Origin of the sequence: Rathayibacter sp. VKM Ac-2762 (genome assembly GCF_009866585.1) — a bacterium.
In the GTDB taxonomy this organism is placed as follows: domain Bacteria; phylum Actinomycetota; class Actinomycetes; order Actinomycetales; family Microbacteriaceae; genus Rathayibacter.
On sequence record NZ_CP047419.1, the window covers coordinates 1,439,869 to 1,455,887 of the forward strand.

The following is a 16,019-nucleotide window of genomic DNA, read 5'->3' on the forward strand; positions in this document are numbered from 1 at the left end:
CACCCCCGGAAGGAAACCATGAGCACCACTCCCACCCCCATCGGCCGCGTCCTGATCACCGGAGGAGCCTCCGGGCTCGGTGCGGCCGTCGCCGCCGCGGTCACCGCCGCCGGCGGCACCCCGATCGTGCTCGACCGCGACGTCTCGACGGTGAAGGAGGGCGTCGCCGCCTACCAGGTCGACGTCGCGAAGACCCGCGAGGCCGAGAAGGCGGTCGTCGAGATCGCCCGCGAGCACGGCGGGCTCGACGCCGTCGTGACCGCGGCCGGCATCGACCGCTGCGGCCGCCTCGTCGACGTGGAGCCGGAGGAGTGGGAGCGGGTCATCTCCGTGAACCTCCTCGGCACCGCGGCCGTCGTCCGCGCGGCGCTGCCCTTCCTCACCGAGACCCACGGCCGCGTCGTCACCGTCGCGTCCTCGCTGGCGATCAAGGCCGTGTCCGACGCGACCGCGTACTGCGCCTCGAAGTTCGGCGTGCTCGGCTTCACCCGTGCGCTCGCGGCCGAGACCAAGGGCGAGATCGGCGTGACCACGCTGATCCCGTCGGGCATGAAGACGCGCTTCTTCGACGACCGCGACGAGCAGTACAAGCCCGGCCCGGACGCGCTGCTGAACGACCCGGAGAACGTGGCGAACGCCGTCATGTTCGTCCTCGGCCAGCCGCGCGGCTGCGAGGTCCGCGAGCTCGTCATCACGCACGAGGAGGAGCCGTCCTGGCCGTGATCCGCTGACGCGGACCCCGGGATCCCCCCTGCTGCGAGATGCCACCTGTGCCGCCGACACGCCGATGTCGAGCACCACAGGTGGCATCTCGCGGTTCAGCGGGTGGAGGCGAGCACTCCGCGGACGTCCTCGAGCACGCGGTCGACCGGCACGTCGTCGACGAAGGTGAGCTCGTGCTCGCAGCGCGGAGCCGTCCAGCCCACCTGCGTCACATCGATGCCGCAGACCGGGCAGCGGGTGGTCCAGCTCAGCTGCACCCGGTGGCGCTGCCGTCCGAGGGGCTGCGCGTTGATCGCGTTGCCCACCCAGAAGATGCCGACCGTCGGAGCACCGACCGCGGCGGCGAGATGGCGGGGGCCGGAGTCGTTGCCGAGCACGAGGTCGGCGAGCGAGAGCAGCGGTGCCAGGTCCGGGAGGTCCACGACGCCCGCCCAGGAGACCGCTCCCGGCGCTCCGGCGACGATCTCATCGGCGGCGGGCACGTCGGAGGCGTCTCCCACCACCAGCACTCGCGCTCCGTCGTCGAGGAGAGCGGTCGCCACCTCGGCGAACGACGCGCTCGGCCAGCGGCGGCGGACATCGGTCGCTCCGGGATGGATCAGCACGAGCGGGCCGCCCGCGGGCAGCACTGCGGCCAGGCGGTCGCGGCGCTCCGGGTCGACGGGCAGGACGGGCTCCAGGCGGACGGCTCCGGCCCCGGCCAGCCCGACGATCTCGAGCGCCCGCAGCATCTCGTGCTGGTAGTAGACGTAGGGGATCGTGCGCTCGAGCTTTGCGGCGTCGTCGGTGCGCGACCCGATCGTGTGGCGCGCGCCGAGGCGCTGGAGGAACGGGTTGGAGTAGCGCCCGCCGCCGTGCAGCTGCACGGCCAGGTCGAAGCGGCGCGCGCGCATCCGCTCGGTGAAGTCCTCGACGACCCGGGGGTCCTCCCCCTCTCCGTCGCGGACGCCCTGCGCCACCGGCAGGATCTCGACGTCGGCGATCGGCGACTCGACGCCCGTCAGCAGGACCCGGTGCGCGGGCGTCCCGAGCAGGGTGATCTCGGCTCCCGGGTAGGCGGCCGCGAGGGCGTCGACGGCGGGCAGCGCGAACAGCAGGTCGCCGAGTCCGCCGCCGCGCAGGACGGCGATCCTCTCGACTCCGGCGAAGGGCTCTCGGAGGGGGGCGATGGCGACCACGACGGGTTCCTCTCAGGTGCGGAGGGCGCGCGGGCGCCGCTCCGGGGACGGTGCACTCCTCCACTTCCCCGCCGGGGCCGATCCGAAACCGGATCGGGGGCGAGCCCGTCGCCGATCCGGGGGCGGATTCCGGAGGCGGCGTGTCTAGGCGCGCACCACCCGGGTACCGGACGGATGCGTCCGCCACTCCGCGGGCGCCCCCGACCGAGAGGTGACCGTGACCATCGACATCACGACCCCCGCCACGACCGCCGCCGACGCCGTCCGCCGCGCGCGGACCGCGTTCCCCGCGTGGGCCGCCACCGCGCCCGCCGAGCGCGGCGCCCTGCTCCGTGCCGCCGCCCACCGCGTGGCCGAGCGCGAGCAGGAGCTCGCCGACCTCAACACGCAGGAGACGGGCAAGCCCGCCGGCGACGCCCTGGGCGGCGTCCGCGCCGGTGTCGACACGCTGCTCCAGTACGCCGAGCTCGGCCCGCTTCACCGCGGGAGGAGCCTGCGCGGAGGGGCTCTCAACGTCGATCTGGCCCTGCCGCACCCGCGCGGTGTCGTGCTCGCCCTCACTCCGTGGAACGACCCGGTCGCCGTCGCCGCGGGCCTCCTGGGCGCCGCGATCGTCTCCGGGGACGTCGTCGTGCACAAGCCGAGCGAGCGCAGCCCGGGCACGGGTGCCCTCTTCACGAGCATCCTCGCCGAGGCGCTGCCCGAGGGCGTGCTGACCCTGGTCGAGGGTGACGGGGCGGTCGGCGACGAGCTGGCGCGCACCGAGGGCGTCGATGTCCTCGCCCACGTCGGCTCGACCGCCACCGGCCGCGCGCTCGCCCGGGTCGCCGCCGTCACCGGCGCGCACGTGATCCTCGAGAACGGCGGCAACGACGCGCTCGTCGTCGACCGCGACGTCGATCCGGTCTGGGCCGCCGAGCAGGCCGCGCTGGGCGCCTTCGCCAACGCCGGCCAGATCTGCACCTCCGTCGAGCGGATCTACGTGCACCGCGACATCGCCGAGGCGTTCACGGCGGCGCTGGTCGCCGAGGCCGACCGCTGGAGCGCGGGCCCGCTCCCCCGCCTCGTCGACGCCCGCATGCGCGACGCCGTCCACGAGCACGTCACGGAGGCGCTCGGCAGCGGCGCGCGCGCCCTCACCGGCGGCACTCCCGGGGACGGCACCTTCTACCCCGCGACCGTCCTGGGCGACTGCACCGAGTCGATGCTGGTGATGACGGAGGAGACCTTCGGGCCCGTCGCGCCGATCCGCGTCGTCGACTCGTTCGACGAGGGCCTGGACCTGGCCGCCGCGAGCCCCTACGGCCTGGCCGCCTCGATCCTCACCGCCGACATGGAGCACGCGCACCGCGCCGCGGCGACGCTGCCGGTCGGCACCGTCAAGGTCAACGGCGTCTTCGGAGGAGCGCCGGGCGGCAGCGCCCAGCCCCGCGGAGCATCCGGCTCCGGCTTCGGCTACGGCCCGGAGCTGCTCGACGAGATGACCACCACCACGGTCGTGCACTTCGGCCTGCCCGTCCTGCCGGGAGGCGCGCGATGAGCCTCGAGGGCTCGGCGCTCCAGCGGGCGAGCGCCCTCCTGGCGCACGTCCACGAGCGCCCACCGGTCGTCGCCGTGATCGGGGACCTCATCCTCGACTCCTGGTGGCTCGGCGAGGCGGAGCGCGTCACGCGGGAGGCGCCCGCGCCGGTCCTGCGGCTCGAGGACGTCGTCGACGTCGCGGGCGGGGCCGCCAACACCGCCGCCAACCTGCGCGCGCTGGGCGCCGTCGTCCGCACGGTCGGCGTGGCCGGACGCGACTCCGAGGGCGACCGGCTCGTGCGCGCGCTCGAGCGGGCCGGCCTGGACACCTCCCGGGTCGTCCGCACCGGCGCCGCGACGACGATCAAGACCCGCGTGGTCGGCGGCGACAGCGTGATGCTGCGCGTCGACTCCGGCCCGCACCGCCCGGCCGACGACGAGCTGGCCCTGCTCGCCGGTGCCGCCGCCGAGGCCGCCGCGGGCGCCGACGCCGTCCTGGTCTGCGACTACGGCTCGGGGATCCTCCGCGAGGCCGTCGAGCGCCTGCTCGCCGTCGGGCGCCCCGGCCTCCTCGTGATCGACGCGCACGAGCTCGCCGACTGGGCCTTCGCCCGGCCGGACCTCGTCACCCCGAACGCCAAGGAGGCGGAGCGGCTGCTCGGCGGCTCCCTCGGCCGCGGGACGGAGCGGGCCGCCGCCGTGCGCGACGCGGCGGACGACCTGCGCGCCCGCTCGGGCGCCCGGCACGTCGTGGTCACCCTCGACCGGGACGGCTCCACCGCCCTCGACGCCGACGGCACGGTCAGCCGCACCTTCGCTCAGCCCGCGGAGGAGAAGCAGGCGTCCGGCGCCGGAGACACCTTCGCCGCGACCGCCACCCTCGCCCTCGCCGCCGGCCGCTCCCTGGCCACCGCCGTCGATCTGGCGCAGGCCGCCGCCGACGTGGTCGTGCAGCGTCCCGGCACCTCCGTCTGCTCGGGCGATGACCTGCTCGCCTCCCTCGCCGCTCCCGGCGCCGTCGTGCTCGGCGAGGACGCCCTCGTCGAGGTCCTCGCGGAGCAGTCGCGCCGCGGTCGCCGCGTGGTGTTCACCAACGGCTGCTTCGACGTCCTGCACCGCGGCCACACCGCCTACCTCCGCCAGGCCCGCGAGCTCGGCGATGTGCTCGTGGTCGCGGTGAACGACGACGACTCCGTCCGGCGGCTGAAGGGCGAGGGACGGCCGATCAACCCGGAGGGCGACCGCGCGGGTGTGATCGCCGAGCTGGGCTGCGTCGACTACGTGACTCTCTTCGGCGGAGACACCCCCATCCCGCTGCTCGAGCGCGTGCAGCCCGACGTCTACGTGAAGGGCGGGGACTACAACCCCGACATGCTCGCGGAGGCGGCCGTCGTCCGCTCCTACGGGGGCGTCGTCACCACGGTCGGCTACGTCTCGGAGCACTCCACGACCGAGATGGTCCAGCGCATCCGATCGGCCGCGCCGTGACCAGCCGCCGGTGGTCCGGGCGCTGGGGGCTCCCGGAGGCTCCCCGGCAGCCGCTGATCGACGTGCTGGTGCCGACGGTCGGCCGCCGTGCCGAGCTCGCCGCCACGCTCGCCGGACTCGCCGCCCAGGACGACCCGCCCTTCCGCGTGATCGTCAGCGACCAGTCCGACGACGCGGTCGCCGAGAGCGACCCGACGATCCTCGCGATGCTGCGCGTGCTGGAGGCGCAGGGCCGGGCTCCGGTGGTGCGCCGGCACCTGCCCCGGCGCGGGCTCGCGGAGCAGAGGCACTACCTCCTCTCCCTCGCCACCGCCCCGGCCGTCCTCTTCCTCGACGACGACGTGTGGCTCGAGCCGGGCACGCTCTCGCGGCTGCACGAGGCCCTCGAGCGCCTCGACTGCGGCTTCGTCGGCTCCGCGGTGCAGGGCCTGTCCTACCTCGAGGACGTGCGCCCGCACGAGACCGAGTCGTTCGAGACCTGGGAGGAGCGCGTGGAGCCCGAGCGGGTGCGGCGCGGAACCCCGGAGTTCGAGCGCTGGCCGCTGCACAACGCGGCCAATCTCACGCACGTCGCCGCCCGCCTCGACGTCCCGGAGGGCGCCTGGCGCGCGTACCGGGTCGCCTGGCTGGGCGCGTGCGTCCTCTACCGCCGCGACGCCCTCCTGGCCGTCGGCGGCTTCGACTTCTGGGAGCAGCTGCCCCCGGAGCACAGCGGTGAGGACGTCGCCGCGCAGTGGCGCGTCATGGAGCGCTTCGGCGGCGCGGGCCTCGTGCCCAGCGGCGCCGTGCACCTCGAGACGCCCACGACGGTCACCGACCGGCGCGTCGACGCCTTCGACCGGCTCTTCGCCGAAGAGCACTCGTAACACTCAGCAAGGCGACGAAAGGACAGCACGATGGACGCACCCAACCCGATCCAGATCCAGAAGTACCTGTCGGGCATCGACTACCCCGCCTCGAAGGACACGATCGTCGAGACCGCCGAGAAGGAGGGCGCGGACGGCGACGTCCTCGAGGCCCTCCGTGCGATCCCGGACGGCGACTACGAGAAGCCCACCGACGTGAGCTCGGCCGTCTCGAAGGTCTGATCACCCTCCGCGGGACGCCGCTCCGGTACACGGCACGCCGTGCCTGCCGTGCCGGAGCGGCGTCCCGCGATCGGCGATCGGCCGGCGCGGAGAGCCGAGGTCAGGCGGAGGCGTGCTCGCGCTCGCGCAGGACGCCGGACTCGAGCGCCTGGAACGACAGCACCTTGTAGCCCTCGGACTCGAAGAAGATCGTCGCCCGGTCGGCCTCCACGCTCATCACGGTGCCGGCGCCCCACTCGCGGTGCTCCACCGACTCGTCGACGCTCAGAGGTGCGTCCACGGGCGCCTCCACGGTCTCGCCGCTCGCCTCGTGCCGCTCGCAGCCGTCGCAGTTGCCGCACCATTCGGCCGACTCCACGCCGAAGTAGTCCAGCAGGACCCGGCGGCGGCACTGGCTGGTCTCCGCGTACGCGCGCATCATCGACAGGCGCGACTCCGCGATCCGCTCGCGGGAGGCCAGAGCCTCCTTCACCGCGTGCACGGCCTCGTCACCCGAGGCCTCGCGCGTCGCGCGCAGACCGGACCCGGTCTCCACCAGCCCCGCGTCCGCGAGATCGTTGACGATCCGGGCGATCGTGCGGGCCGGCTTCCCCAGCTCCCTCGCGAGAGCCGCGGAGTCGAGCCCCGGCTGCTCCGAGACGGCCGCCCAGATCACGCGCAGCGCGGCCTTGTCGACCGAGCGCTTGGCGAAGAAGCGGCGGAGACCGAGGTCCTCGGCGCGGTAGTGCAGAGCGCCCGTCGCCGGCTCGCCGTCGCGGCCCGCGCGGCCGATCTCCTGGTAGTACGCGTCGAGCGACTCGGTGGTCGTCGCGTGCAGCACGAAGCGGACGTCGGCCCGGTCGATGCCCATCCCGAAGGCCGAGGTCGCGACGACGACGTCGAGCTCGCCGGCGCGCCACTGCTCGTGCACGACCTTGCGCTCGGACACCTTGAGTCCGGCGTGGTACGCCGCGACCCGGCGCCCCTCCGCCGCGATGTCGGCCGCGTAGGCCTCCGTCTCCTTGCGGGTGGCGACGTAGACCAGGCCCGGAGCCGTCCAGCTGCGCGCCTCCTCGACCACGGCGGCGCGCTTCTCGTTCTCGCTCTCGTGGCGGTGCACCACCAGCCGGATCTCCGGACGGTCGACGCCGTGCACCTGGATCTCGGGGTCGGTCATCCGGAGGCGCTCGATGATCTCGTCGCGCACCGGCCCGGAGGCGGTGGCGGTCATCGCGAGCACCGGCGGGTCGCCGAGCTCGCCGCGCACATCGGCCAGGCGGAGGTAGTCGGGGCGGAAGTCGTGGCCCCAGGAGGAGACGCAGTGCGCCTCGTCGACGACCAGGAGCGACACTCCCGCGGCCGCCAGGCGCGCCACGTTCTCGGGCTTGGCGAGCTGCTCGGGCGCCAGGAGCACGTAGAGCGGGCCGCCCTCGTCGATCCGATCCCAGGCGCGGGCGACGGCCGCGGCGCCCTGGGAGGAGTTGATCGCGACGGCGGGCGGGGCCGCCGGAGCCGCCTCGATCGCGGCGAGCTGGTCGGCCTGCAGGGCGACGAGCGGGGAGACGACCAGGACGACGCCGCCGCGCTCGGCTCCGGCGATCTGGTAGACCGCGGACTTGCCGCCGCCCGTCGCCAGCACCAGCAGCGTGTCGCGCCCGGAGGCCGCCGACTCGATCGCCTCGCGCTGACCGGGGAGCAGCGACGACCAGCCGAAGTCCTCCCGGGCGATGCGGCTGACAGAGTCGGTGCGGGAGGAGTTCATAGCTCGACGCTACGACCAGACGGCCCCGGAGGCAGTCCGCTTGACAGCGCCGGGGAGCACGGTGAAGGCGCGTCGCCCGGCCTCGCGGCCCGCCTCTGCCCCCTCGTCCCCGCGCTGTCAACGTCCTGCGGAGGGGCCCGTCGCCTGCTGGGCTGGAGCCCCGACGAGAGGAGCCGACATGGCCGACCAGAACGTGAACGAGGACCTTCCCGGATCCGGCGGCGACGCCGTTCCGAACACCGGCGGCGCGCAGACGGTGCTGCCCGGCGAGGACGCGCCCGACGCCTCCGCCGCGGGGGCCGCTCCCGGGGGCACCGCGATCGACCGCGGTGTCACGGACGCCGTGACCGACGGCGACAGCGGAGGGGACACCGTCTCCGGCGACGCCGACCTGCCGGACGAGACCGAGGGCGCGGTCGGCAGCGACCCGGCGAGCGCCGACTGACGTCCCGCTCGGACGTGTCCGGCCCGCCGGATCCGAGGATCCGCGCGGGCCGGAGGCGCTCGTCCCTCCGCGGAGGAGGGCCCGGGCTCAGCGCCGGACGACCACCGGGTTGAACAGCGTGCCGATGCCCTCGACGTCCACCGCGACGGTGTCGCCGTTCGCGATCGGCCCGACGCCGGCGGGCGTCCCGGTGAGGATCACGTCCCCGGGGAGCAGCGTGAAGATGCGCGAGACGTAGGCCACGAGCTCGGGCACCCCGTGGATCATGTCGCCGGTGCTGCCCGACTGCTGCACGCGCCCGTTGACGCGCGTCTCGATCGCGCTCTCGTTCCAGACGAACTCGGTCTCGATGACCGGACCGAGCGGGCAGAAGGTGTCGTAGCCCTTCGCCCGCGCCCACTGGCCGTCGGAGCGCTGGAGGTCGCGCGCGGTGACGTCGTTGGCGATCGTGTACCCGAAGACCACGTCCTCGTAGTCCTCCGCGCGGACGTTGCGGGCCACGGCGCCGATCACGATCGCCAGCTCGCCCTCGAACTCCACCTGCTGGCTGTCCTCGGGGAGGACGATCGCCTCGTCCGGGCCGATGACCGACGTGTTCGGCTTGAGGAACACCAGCGGCTCCGCCGGGGCGTCGCCGCCCATCTCGGCCGCGTGGTCGGCGTAGTTCTTCCCGATGCCGACGACCTTGGAGCGCGGGATCACCGGCGCGAGGAGCTTCGCCTCCGCGATCGGGATGCGCTCCCCCGTGGTGTCGAACCCGGCGAACATCGGGTCGCCGGCGAGCACGACCAGGTCGTCCTCGTCCACGATCCCGAAGTGGATCGCTCCCCCGTTGTCCCCGTCGCGCTGCGTGGCGAATCGTGCGATCTTCATGCGTCCAGCCTCGTCATCCATCCGTGCGTGTCCTCGCGGCGTCCGTACTGGATGCCGGTCAGCTCCTCGCGGAGCGACATCGTGAGCTCCCCGGCGGGCGCGCCCTCGCGGCCGTAGGAGAAGCCCTCGCCCTTGAGCTCGGCGATCGGGGTGATCACGGCGGCGGTCCCGCAGGCGAACACCTCGACCACGTCGCCGGAGGCCACCCCGTCGCGCCACTCGTCGATGCTCACGCGGCGCCGCTCGACGCGGTGGCCGCGGTCCTCGGCGAGCTGCAGGACGCTGTCGCGCGTGATGCCCTCGAGGATCGAGTCCGATTCCGGGGTGACCAGCGTGCCGTCCTTCTTCACCAGCACCACGTTCATGCCGCCGAGCTCCTCGATCCACTGCGACTCCTGCGAGTCGAGGAAGAGGACCTGCGCGCAGCCGTGGCTGTAGGCCTCCTGCTGCGGAAGGAGGGAGGAGGCGTAGTTGCCGCCCGTCTTCGCCGCTCCCGTGCCGCCCTTGCCCGCCCGGGCGTAGGAGGTGGAGAGCCAGATCGACACGGGGGCGACCCCGCCCGAGAAGTAGGCGCCGGCGGGGCTGGCGATCACGTAGTAGCCGACGTCCTCGGCCGCGCGCACGCCGAGGAACGCCTCCTGCGCGAACATGAACGGGCGCAGGTAGAGGCTGGTCTCCGGCTCCGAGGGGACCCAGTCGCCGTCGACCGCGATCAGCTGCCGCAGCGACTCGACGAAGAGGTCCGTCGGGAGCTCCGGCAGCGCGAGGCGGCGGGCCGAGCGCTGCAGGCGGCGCGCGTTCGCCTCCGGGCGGAAGGTCCAGACGGAGCCGTCCTCGTGGCGGTAGGCCTTCATCCCCTCGAAGATCTCCTGCGCGTAGTGCAGGACGGCGGCGGCGGGGTCGAGCGCGAGCGGGCCGTAGGGCTCGACGCGGGCGCTGTGCCAGCCGTCCGTGCGGGTCCAGCGGAGGCCGACCATGTGGTCGGTGAAGTGCATGCCGAAGCCGGGGTTCGCGAGGATCCGGGCGCGCTCCTCGGCGGAGCGGGGCGCGGGGGCGGCGGTCACCTCGAAGGCGAGGTCGGCGGGGGCGGAGTCGGTGCTCATCGTGGTGGTGTCCTTCTGCGGGGGATCAGCGGAGGCGGGCGACGACGGAGTCGCCGATCGCGGCCGTGGAGCGCGGGGTGCCGTCGCGCGACTCGATGTCGGCGGTCACGGCCGCGGTGACGCGGGCGGCCTCGTCGCTCCGGCCGAGGTGGTCCAGCAGCATCGCGGCCGAGAGGATCGCGGCGGTCGGGTCGGCGAGCTGCCGTCCGGCGATGTCGGGCGCGGATCCGTGGACCGGCTCGAACATGCTGGGGAACGCGCCGTCGGGGTTGATGTTGCCCGAGGCCGCGAGTCCGATGCCGCCGCTGATCGCGCCGGCCAGATCGGTCAGGATGTCGCCGAAGAGGTTGTCGGTGACGATGACGTCGAACCTAGCAGGGTCGGTCACGAGGAAGATCGTGGCGGCGTCCACGTGGAGGTAGTCGACGGCCACGTCCTCGAAGGCGGCCCCCACCTCGTCGACGATCCGCTTCCAGAGCGAGCCGGAGAAGACGAGGACGTTCGTCTTGTGGACGAGCGTCAGCCGGGAGCGACGCGTGCGGGCGAGCTCGAACGCGTGTCGGACGACGCGCTCGACCCCGTAGGCGGTGTTGACCGACACCTCGTTGGCGACCTCGTGCGGGGTGCCCTGCCGGATCGAGCCGCCGGTGCCGACGTAGGGCCCCTCCGTGCCCTCGCGGACGACCACGAAGTCGACCTCGCCGGGAGCCGCGAGCGGCGAGGGGACGCCCGCGTAGAGACGGGTGGGCCGCAGGTTGACGTAGTGGTCGAGCTCGAAGCGCAGCCGCAGGAGCAGCCCGCGCTCGATGTTCGCGTCCCGGAGGCGCGGGTCGCCCGGTGCTCCGCCGACGGCGCCCAGGAGGATCGCGTCGTGCCCCGCGATCGCCGCGAGGTCCTCGTCGGTGAGGACGTCGCCGGTCTCGAGGTAGCGGGCGGCGCCGAGCGAGAAGGTGGTCGTCTCGAGCACCAGGTCGGAGTCGGCGGTGACGGCGTCGAGGACCTTGACGGCCTCGGCGGTCACCTCGGGCCCGATCCCGTCTCCGGGGATGACGGCGAGCTTCACGGTGCGGGGCATGGCGGTCCTCAGGCGTACGGGGTCGGAGTCCCCCCAGCGTACTCGCGGCCCGCCCGCGCCGCGGTCCGGGGCACGCGCCCCCCGTCGGGCTGGCGAGGGCCGCCGGGGAGGCGCTGCGCGTCCCGGGCGGCCTCCCTCGGGAGGAGAGGAGGAGCGTCAGCTCCGGCGGAGTCGCCAGGCGCCGACCGCGGCGGCGGCCAGCACGAGGACGACACCGAGCCAGGCCGACCAGCCGACGCCCGAGTCGAACGCCGCGCTCGCCGACGCGACGAGGCTCGCGGCGGAGTCGGCGGGCAGCTCGCCGGCGACCGAGACGGCGCCGCCGAGGGTCTCCCCGGCCCGCTGCGCCTGCGCGGCGTCGAGGCCCTCGGGCAGCACGACTCCCCCGCGGTACACGGCGGTGAGGACCGTGCCGAGCGTCGCGGTGCCGAGGACGGCACCGAGCTCGTAGGCGGTCTCGGAGACGGCGGAGGCCGCACCGGCCTTGTCGGCGGGCGCGTTGGCCAGGATCAGCTCGTTCGACACCGTCTCGGCCGCACCGATTCCCAGGCCGAGGAACGCGAAGGCGACGGCGACGGTGAGCGCGGACGCTCCTCCGGGCGCCCCGCTGCCGAGGGCCAGCAGGATGTACCCGACGGCCGAGACCAGCAGTCCGGCCGGGACGACGAGGCGCGGAGCGACGCGGCGCGCGATCGGCACCACGCCGAGCCCGGCCAGGATCATCACGGCGAGGCCCGGCACGAGCACGAGGCCCGCCTCCAGGGGCGAGAGCCCGACCACGAGCTGCAGGTGCTGCGAGAGGAAGAAGAGCCCGCCGACCAGCGCGGTGACGCTGAGGAGGTTGACCACGATCGCCGCACTGAACGAGCCGCGGCGGAAGAGCGAGAGATCGAGCATCGGCGAGGCCCGGCGCTGCTGGCGGCGGACGAACAGAACTCCCGAGACGACGCCCACGACGAGCGCCGCGACGCCGACCACGTCGATCCCGTGCTCGGCGAAGGACTTCACCGCGTAGACGACCGGCGCCATGGTCGCCAGCGACAGCAGGATGCTGACCACGTCGTCCGGGCCGGGCTGCGGGTCGCGCGACTCCGGCACCAGGATCGGCACCAGGACGACCAGCGGGAGCAGCACGGGCACCGCGAGCAGGAACACCGACCCCCAGGGGAAGTGCTCGAGCAGCACGCCGCCGACCAGCGGGCCGATGCCCGAGCCCACGGCGAAGCCGGTCGCCCAGATCGCGATCGCGAGGCGGCGCTGGTCGCGGTCGGGGAAGACGCTGCGCAGGAGCGAGAGCGTCGAGGGCATCAGCATCGCGCCGAAGAAGCCCAGTGCCGCGCGGGCGCCGATGAGCGCCGCGGCGGTGGGAGCGAACGCGGCCACGACCGAGACGGCGGCGAAGCCGACCGCGCCGACCAGCAGGAGGCGCCGCCGCCCGACGCGGTCGCCGAGGCTGCCCATCGCCACCAGCAGGCCCGCGAGCACCAGCGGGTAGGCGTCGACGATCCACAGCAGCTCGGTGCCGGAGGGGCCCAGATCCTCGGCGATCGAGGGGAGCGCGAAGTTCAGCACCGTGTTGTCGACCGAGACCAGCAGCACCGGGAGCATCAGCACCGCGAGCGCCACCCAGGCGCGTCGCCCGACCCGGTCGGCGGCGCCGGCGGTGTCGTGGGTGGAGACGGGAGCGGTGCGCGCGGACACGGGGACGACCTTTCAGAGGAGAACGGAGAGAGTATACCGTCCAGCCGGTACAGTCGCCACTGATCCGCCGTAGGATGGTCGCCGTGCCTCCTGCCCCCGCCCGCGACCGCGTCCTCGACGCGTTCGAGCATCTCCTCATCGAGCAGGGCGAGCGCGCCGCGACCCTCGACGCCGTCGCCCGCGAGGCCGGAGTCTCCAAGGGCGGGCTGCTCTACCACTTCCCCTCGAAGGACGCCCTCGTCGACGGGCTCCTGCAGCGCCTCGACGCGCGGCGGGAGGCGGACGTCGCGCAGAGCCTCGCCGCTCCCGAGGGCGTGGTCGCCTACCTGCTGCGCACCTCCTTCGCCGCCGACTCGGCCTTCGACCGCACGATCCTCGCCGTGTCGCGCATCGCGCAGGGGCACGACGAGCGCGCCAGCGGCGGCCTCGCGCGGATCCACGACAGCTGGAACGAGGTGGTCGCCGACGCCGTGGGCGACCCGCTCGTCGCCCGGGCGATCGTCCTGATGAGCGACGGGCTCTACTACAACTCCGCCCTGCTCCCCACGGGCTCGCCGTCGCGCGGCGAGGCCGAGGACGTCCTCGCGGTCGTCCAGCGCCTCCTCGGGAGCTGAACCGCGCCGCCCCGGCGGACCCGCTACAGCTCGACGACGCCGTCGATCAGGGTCACCGTCGCGCCGCCGATCCAGATCGCGCCGTCCGTGCTCTCGACGCGCACGCGCCCGGCTCGGCCCAGCGCCGCCCCCTGAGCGGCCGTGTAGCGCTCGGGCAGCACGCCGCTGCCGATCAGCCACTGGGCGATCCCCGCGTTGAGGCTCCCCGTCACCGGATCCTCGGACACACCGGCGTCGGGGATGAACGCCCGCACCTCGACCGCGCACTCGCCTCCCGCCGGATGCTCGCCCACGACGCCGACGGGGAGCCCGGCGAGGAGAGCCTGGTCCGGCCGCAGTGCGAGGACCTGCTCCGCCGACGCGAGCCGCACGGCCAGCCAGCCGGGACCGTTGTCGACCCACTCGTGGTCGAGGATCTCCGCGCGCGGGATCCGCAGAGCCGCGGCCACCCGCTCGAGCGTCGCCTCGTCGACCGGTCCGGTCCGCCGGCGGGGCGGGGCGGCGAAGGCGATGCCCTCCTCCGTCACCCGCAGTCGGACGAGACCCGCGGCGCACTCCTGCACGAGCTCCCCCGCCGCGCGGGCCGTCCCTCCGGCCGCGAGCCAGGCGTGCGCGCTTCCGAGGGTCGGGTGCCCGGCGAAGGGCAGCTCCCCGCCCGGCGTGAAGATCCGCAGCCGGTAGTCGGCCGCGGGGTCGCTCGGGCGGAGGAGGAAGGTCGTCTCGGAGAGGTTCGTCCAGCGCGCGAACTCCGCCATCGCGGCGTCGCCCACGCCGTCGCCGTCGATGACGACCGCCACCGGGTTGCCCCGGAACGGCGCGGCGCCGAAGACGTCGACCTGAGCGAACCGCCGCGTGCTCACTGCTCAGTGATGTCGATCTCCTGCATGAGGTCGGCGTCGATCGCGACGCGGACCTTCTCGAGCAGGCCGTCCGGGGCGGGGGAGTCGATGGTGATCACCGAGAGCGCCTTGCCGCCCGCCTCGGTGCGCGCGATCTGCATGCCCGCGATGTTGACCGCGGCGTCGCCGAACTCGCGGCCGTAGACCGCGACGATCCCGGGGCGGTCGACGTAGCTCATGACGACGAGGTGCTTCGCGAGGGGGACCTCGACGTCGTAGCCGTTGATCGCCACGATCTTCTCGACCTGCTTGGTGCCGGTCAGCGTGCCCGAGACCGAGATCTGCGAGCCGTCCGAGAGCGCGCCGCGCAGCGTGATCACGTTGCGGTACTCGTCCGAGACCGGCTCCGTGATCAGGCGCACCTCGATGCCGCGCTGCTCCGCGAGCACCGGCGCGTTGACGTAGGACACCGTCTCCGAGACCACGTTGGTGAACACGCCCTTGAGGGCCGCCAGCTTGAGGACCTTCACGTCGTAGCCGGCCAGCTCGCCGCGCACCTCGACGTCGATGGAGGTGACCGGCGAGTCCGCGAGGCCCGAGAAGACCTGGCCGAGCTTCTCGACCAGCGGGATGCCGGGGCGCACGTACTCGTCGATCACGCCGCCGGCGACGTTCACGGCGTCCGGCACGAGCTCGCCCGAGAGCGCGAGGCGCACCGAGCGGGCGACCGAGACGCCGGCCTTCTCCTGCGCCTCGTCGGTCGAGGCCCCGAGGTGCGGAGTGACGACCACGTTCTCGAGGGCGAGCAGCGGCGATCCGGTCGGCGGCTCCTTGACGAACACGTCGAGTCCGGCGCCGGCGATGGTCTTCGCGACGAGCGCGCGGTGCAGCGCGTCCTCGTCGATGAGGCCGCCGCGGGCCACGTTCACGATGAACGCCGACGGCTTCATCAGCGCCAGCTGATCGTCCGAGATCATGCCCGTCGTCTCGGGGGTCCTCGGCATGTGGATCGTGATGAAGTCGCTCTCGGCCAGCAGCTCCTCCAGGGAGAGGAGCGTGACGCCGAGCTGCTGCGCGCGGGCGCTGGTCACGTAGGGGTCGTAGGCGACGACGTTCACGCCGAAGGCCTGCAGGCGCGCGGTGATCAGCGCGCCGATGCGGCCGAGGCCGATGATGCCGACGGTCTTCTCGTAGAGCTCGACGCCCGTGTACTTCGAGCGCTTCCAGAGGCCCTGCGCGAGCGCGCTGTGCGCGGCGGGGATGTGGCGGGCGAGGCTCAGGATGTGGCCGACGGTGAGCTCGGCGGCCGAGATGATGTTCGAGGTCGGCGCGTTCACGACCATGACGCCCGCGGCGGTCGCGGCGGTGATGTCGACGTTGTCCAGGCCCACACCGGCGCGGGCGATCACCTGGAGCGAGGGGGCCGCGGCGATCGCCTCCGCGTCGACCTGCGTCGCGGAGCGCACCAGGATCGCGTGCGCCGTGGCGAGGGCCTCGAGCAGCGCCGGGCGGTCGGTGCCGTCCACGGAGCGGATCTCGAAGTCGGGACCGAGCGCGTCCACGGTGGCGGGCGAGAGTTCTTCGGCGATCAGGACGACCGGCTTTGTCACGAGAGGCGCTTCCTTCGGAG

General features: G+C 73.9%; 15 protein-coding genes. 7 read left to right on the forward strand and 8 right to left on the reverse strand.

Translation table 11 applies throughout. The features are described 5' to 3' along the window. Nucleotides 1-18 precede the first annotated feature (18 nt). Entirely contained in the window at nt 19-723 is a 705-nt protein-coding gene (locus tag GTU71_RS06820; RefSeq protein ID WP_159913504.1) for an SDR family oxidoreductase, read from the forward strand. A 95-nt stretch (nt 724-818) separates the two neighbouring features. Here the strand turns inward: GTU71_RS06820 and GTU71_RS06825 are convergent, their stop codons facing one another. Further along, nucleotides 819-1,901, reverse strand: a complete 1,083-nt coding sequence (locus GTU71_RS06825) for a glycosyltransferase family 9 protein (RefSeq protein WP_159939533.1) — start codon at nt 1,899-1,901, stop codon at nt 819-821. 217 nt (nt 1,902-2,118) lie between these two features. Here GTU71_RS06825 and GTU71_RS06830 point away from each other — a divergent pair, with 217 nt between their 5' ends. The 4 genes from GTU71_RS06830 to GTU71_RS06845 are packed head-to-tail and all read left to right on the forward strand — an operon-like array spanning nt 2,119 to nt 5,998. Then, on the forward strand, nt 2,119-3,441 hold the full coding sequence (locus tag GTU71_RS06830) for an aldehyde dehydrogenase family protein (RefSeq protein ID WP_244230652.1): 1,323 nt from the start codon (nt 2,119-2,121) through the stop codon (nt 3,439-3,441). Beyond that, nucleotides 3,438-4,910, forward strand: a complete 1,473-nt coding sequence (gene rfaE2 / locus GTU71_RS06835) for a D-glycero-beta-D-manno-heptose 1-phosphate adenylyltransferase (protein ID WP_159939535.1) — start codon at nt 3,438-3,440, stop codon at nt 4,908-4,910. The genes GTU71_RS06830 and rfaE2 overlap by 4 nt, the downstream gene beginning before the upstream one ends. Beyond that, nucleotides 4,907-5,776: a glycosyltransferase family 2 protein gene (locus tag GTU71_RS06840; RefSeq protein ID WP_208543616.1), complete on the forward strand. Its 870-nt coding sequence runs from the start codon at nt 4,907-4,909 to the stop codon at nt 5,774-5,776. Before rfaE2 ends, GTU71_RS06840 begins: the two co-directional genes overlap by 4 nt. 30 nt (nt 5,777-5,806) lie before the next feature. Beyond that, entirely contained in the window at nt 5,807-5,998 is a 192-nt protein-coding gene (locus GTU71_RS06845) for a DUF2795 domain-containing protein (protein ID WP_104223528.1), read from the forward strand. Between the two features lie 100 nt (nt 5,999-6,098). Here GTU71_RS06845 and GTU71_RS06850 read toward each other — a convergent pair whose 3' ends face one another. Next, on the reverse strand, nt 6,099-7,739 hold the full coding sequence (locus tag GTU71_RS06850) for a RecQ family ATP-dependent DNA helicase (protein WP_104274356.1): 1,641 nt from the start codon (nt 7,737-7,739) through the stop codon (nt 6,099-6,101). A 178-nt stretch (nt 7,740-7,917) separates the two neighbouring features. Here GTU71_RS06850 and GTU71_RS06855 point away from each other — a divergent pair, with 178 nt between their 5' ends. After that, nucleotides 7,918-8,184 carry a hypothetical protein gene (locus GTU71_RS06855; RefSeq protein ID WP_159939536.1) on the forward strand — a complete coding sequence of 89 codons (267 nt, stop codon included), beginning with the start codon at nt 7,918-7,920 and terminating at the stop codon, nt 8,182-8,184. Nucleotides 8,185-8,271: 87 nt separating this feature from the next. Here GTU71_RS06855 and GTU71_RS06860 read toward each other — a convergent pair whose 3' ends face one another. From GTU71_RS06860 to GTU71_RS06875, 4 genes are all read right to left on the reverse strand, one after another. Continuing rightward, entirely contained in the window at nt 8,272-9,057 is a 786-nt protein-coding gene (locus GTU71_RS06860) for a fumarylacetoacetate hydrolase family protein (RefSeq protein ID WP_104233223.1), read from the reverse strand. Continuing rightward, entirely contained in the window at nt 9,054-10,160 is a 1,107-nt protein-coding gene (locus tag GTU71_RS06865) for a branched-chain amino acid aminotransferase (protein ID WP_159939537.1), read from the reverse strand. The genes GTU71_RS06860 and GTU71_RS06865 overlap by 4 nt, the downstream gene beginning before the upstream one ends. 25 nt (nt 10,161-10,185) lie before the next feature. Further along, nucleotides 10,186-11,235, reverse strand: a complete 1,050-nt coding sequence (locus tag GTU71_RS06870) for a 3-isopropylmalate dehydrogenase (protein ID WP_104223533.1) — start codon at nt 11,233-11,235, stop codon at nt 10,186-10,188. Nucleotides 11,236-11,391: 156 nt separating this feature from the next. Continuing rightward, entirely contained in the window at nt 11,392-12,936 is a 1,545-nt protein-coding gene (locus tag GTU71_RS06875; RefSeq protein ID WP_244230653.1) for an MFS transporter, read from the reverse strand. Nucleotides 12,937-13,010: 74 nt separating this feature from the next. Between GTU71_RS06875 and GTU71_RS06880 the strand changes: the two genes are divergently transcribed. Further along, nucleotides 13,011-13,550, forward strand: coding sequence for a TetR/AcrR family transcriptional regulator (locus GTU71_RS06880; protein WP_167305250.1), 540 nt, complete (start codon nt 13,011-13,013; stop codon nt 13,548-13,550). 23 nt (nt 13,551-13,573) lie between these two features. On the opposite strand, the gene GTU71_RS06885 is transcribed toward GTU71_RS06880, so the two are convergent. Together GTU71_RS06885 and serA are read right to left on the reverse strand one after the other, a co-directional pair. After that, complete coding sequence (locus tag GTU71_RS06885; protein WP_159939539.1) at nt 13,574-14,410, reverse strand: PhzF family phenazine biosynthesis protein; 837 nt, start codon at nt 14,408-14,410, stop codon at nt 13,574-13,576. Beyond that, the gene (serA, locus tag GTU71_RS06890) at nt 14,407-15,999 is read right to left on the reverse strand and encodes a phosphoglycerate dehydrogenase (protein WP_104223535.1); all 1,593 of its coding nucleotides are present in this window, start codon (nt 15,997-15,999) and stop codon (nt 14,407-14,409) included. The genes GTU71_RS06885 and serA overlap by 4 nt, the downstream gene beginning before the upstream one ends. Nucleotides 16,000-16,019: the final 20 nt, after the last annotated feature.

What these genes read in the sequence shown, in the direction of transcription:
- GTU71_RS06820 (WP_159913504.1), top strand. Translation starts at nt 19, where the DNA reads ATGAGCACCACTCCCACCCCCATCGGCCGCGTCCTGATCACCGGAGGA.
- rfaE2 (WP_159939535.1), top strand. Translation starts at nt 3,438, where the DNA reads ATGAGCCTCGAGGGCTCGGCGCTCCAGCGGGCGAGCGCCCTCCTGGCG.
- GTU71_RS06845 (WP_104223528.1), top strand. Translation starts at nt 5,807, where the DNA reads ATGGACGCACCCAACCCGATCCAGATCCAGAAGTACCTGTCGGGCATC.
- GTU71_RS06850 (WP_104274356.1), bottom strand. Translation starts at nt 7,739, where the DNA reads ATGAACTCCTCCCGCACCGACTCTGTCAGCCGCATCGCCCGGGAGGAC.
- GTU71_RS06855 (WP_159939536.1), top strand. Translation starts at nt 7,918, where the DNA reads ATGGCCGACCAGAACGTGAACGAGGACCTTCCCGGATCCGGCGGCGAC.
- GTU71_RS06860 (WP_104233223.1), bottom strand. Translation starts at nt 9,057, where the DNA reads ATGAAGATCGCACGATTCGCCACGCAGCGCGACGGGGACAACGGGGGA.
- GTU71_RS06865 (WP_159939537.1), bottom strand. Translation starts at nt 10,160, where the DNA reads ATGAGCACCGACTCCGCCCCCGCCGACCTCGCCTTCGAGGTGACCGCC.
- GTU71_RS06870 (WP_104223533.1), bottom strand. Translation starts at nt 11,235, where the DNA reads ATGCCCCGCACCGTGAAGCTCGCCGTCATCCCCGGAGACGGGATCGGG.
- GTU71_RS06880 (WP_167305250.1), top strand. Translation starts at nt 13,011, where the DNA reads ATGGTCGCCGTGCCTCCTGCCCCCGCCCGCGACCGCGTCCTCGACGCG.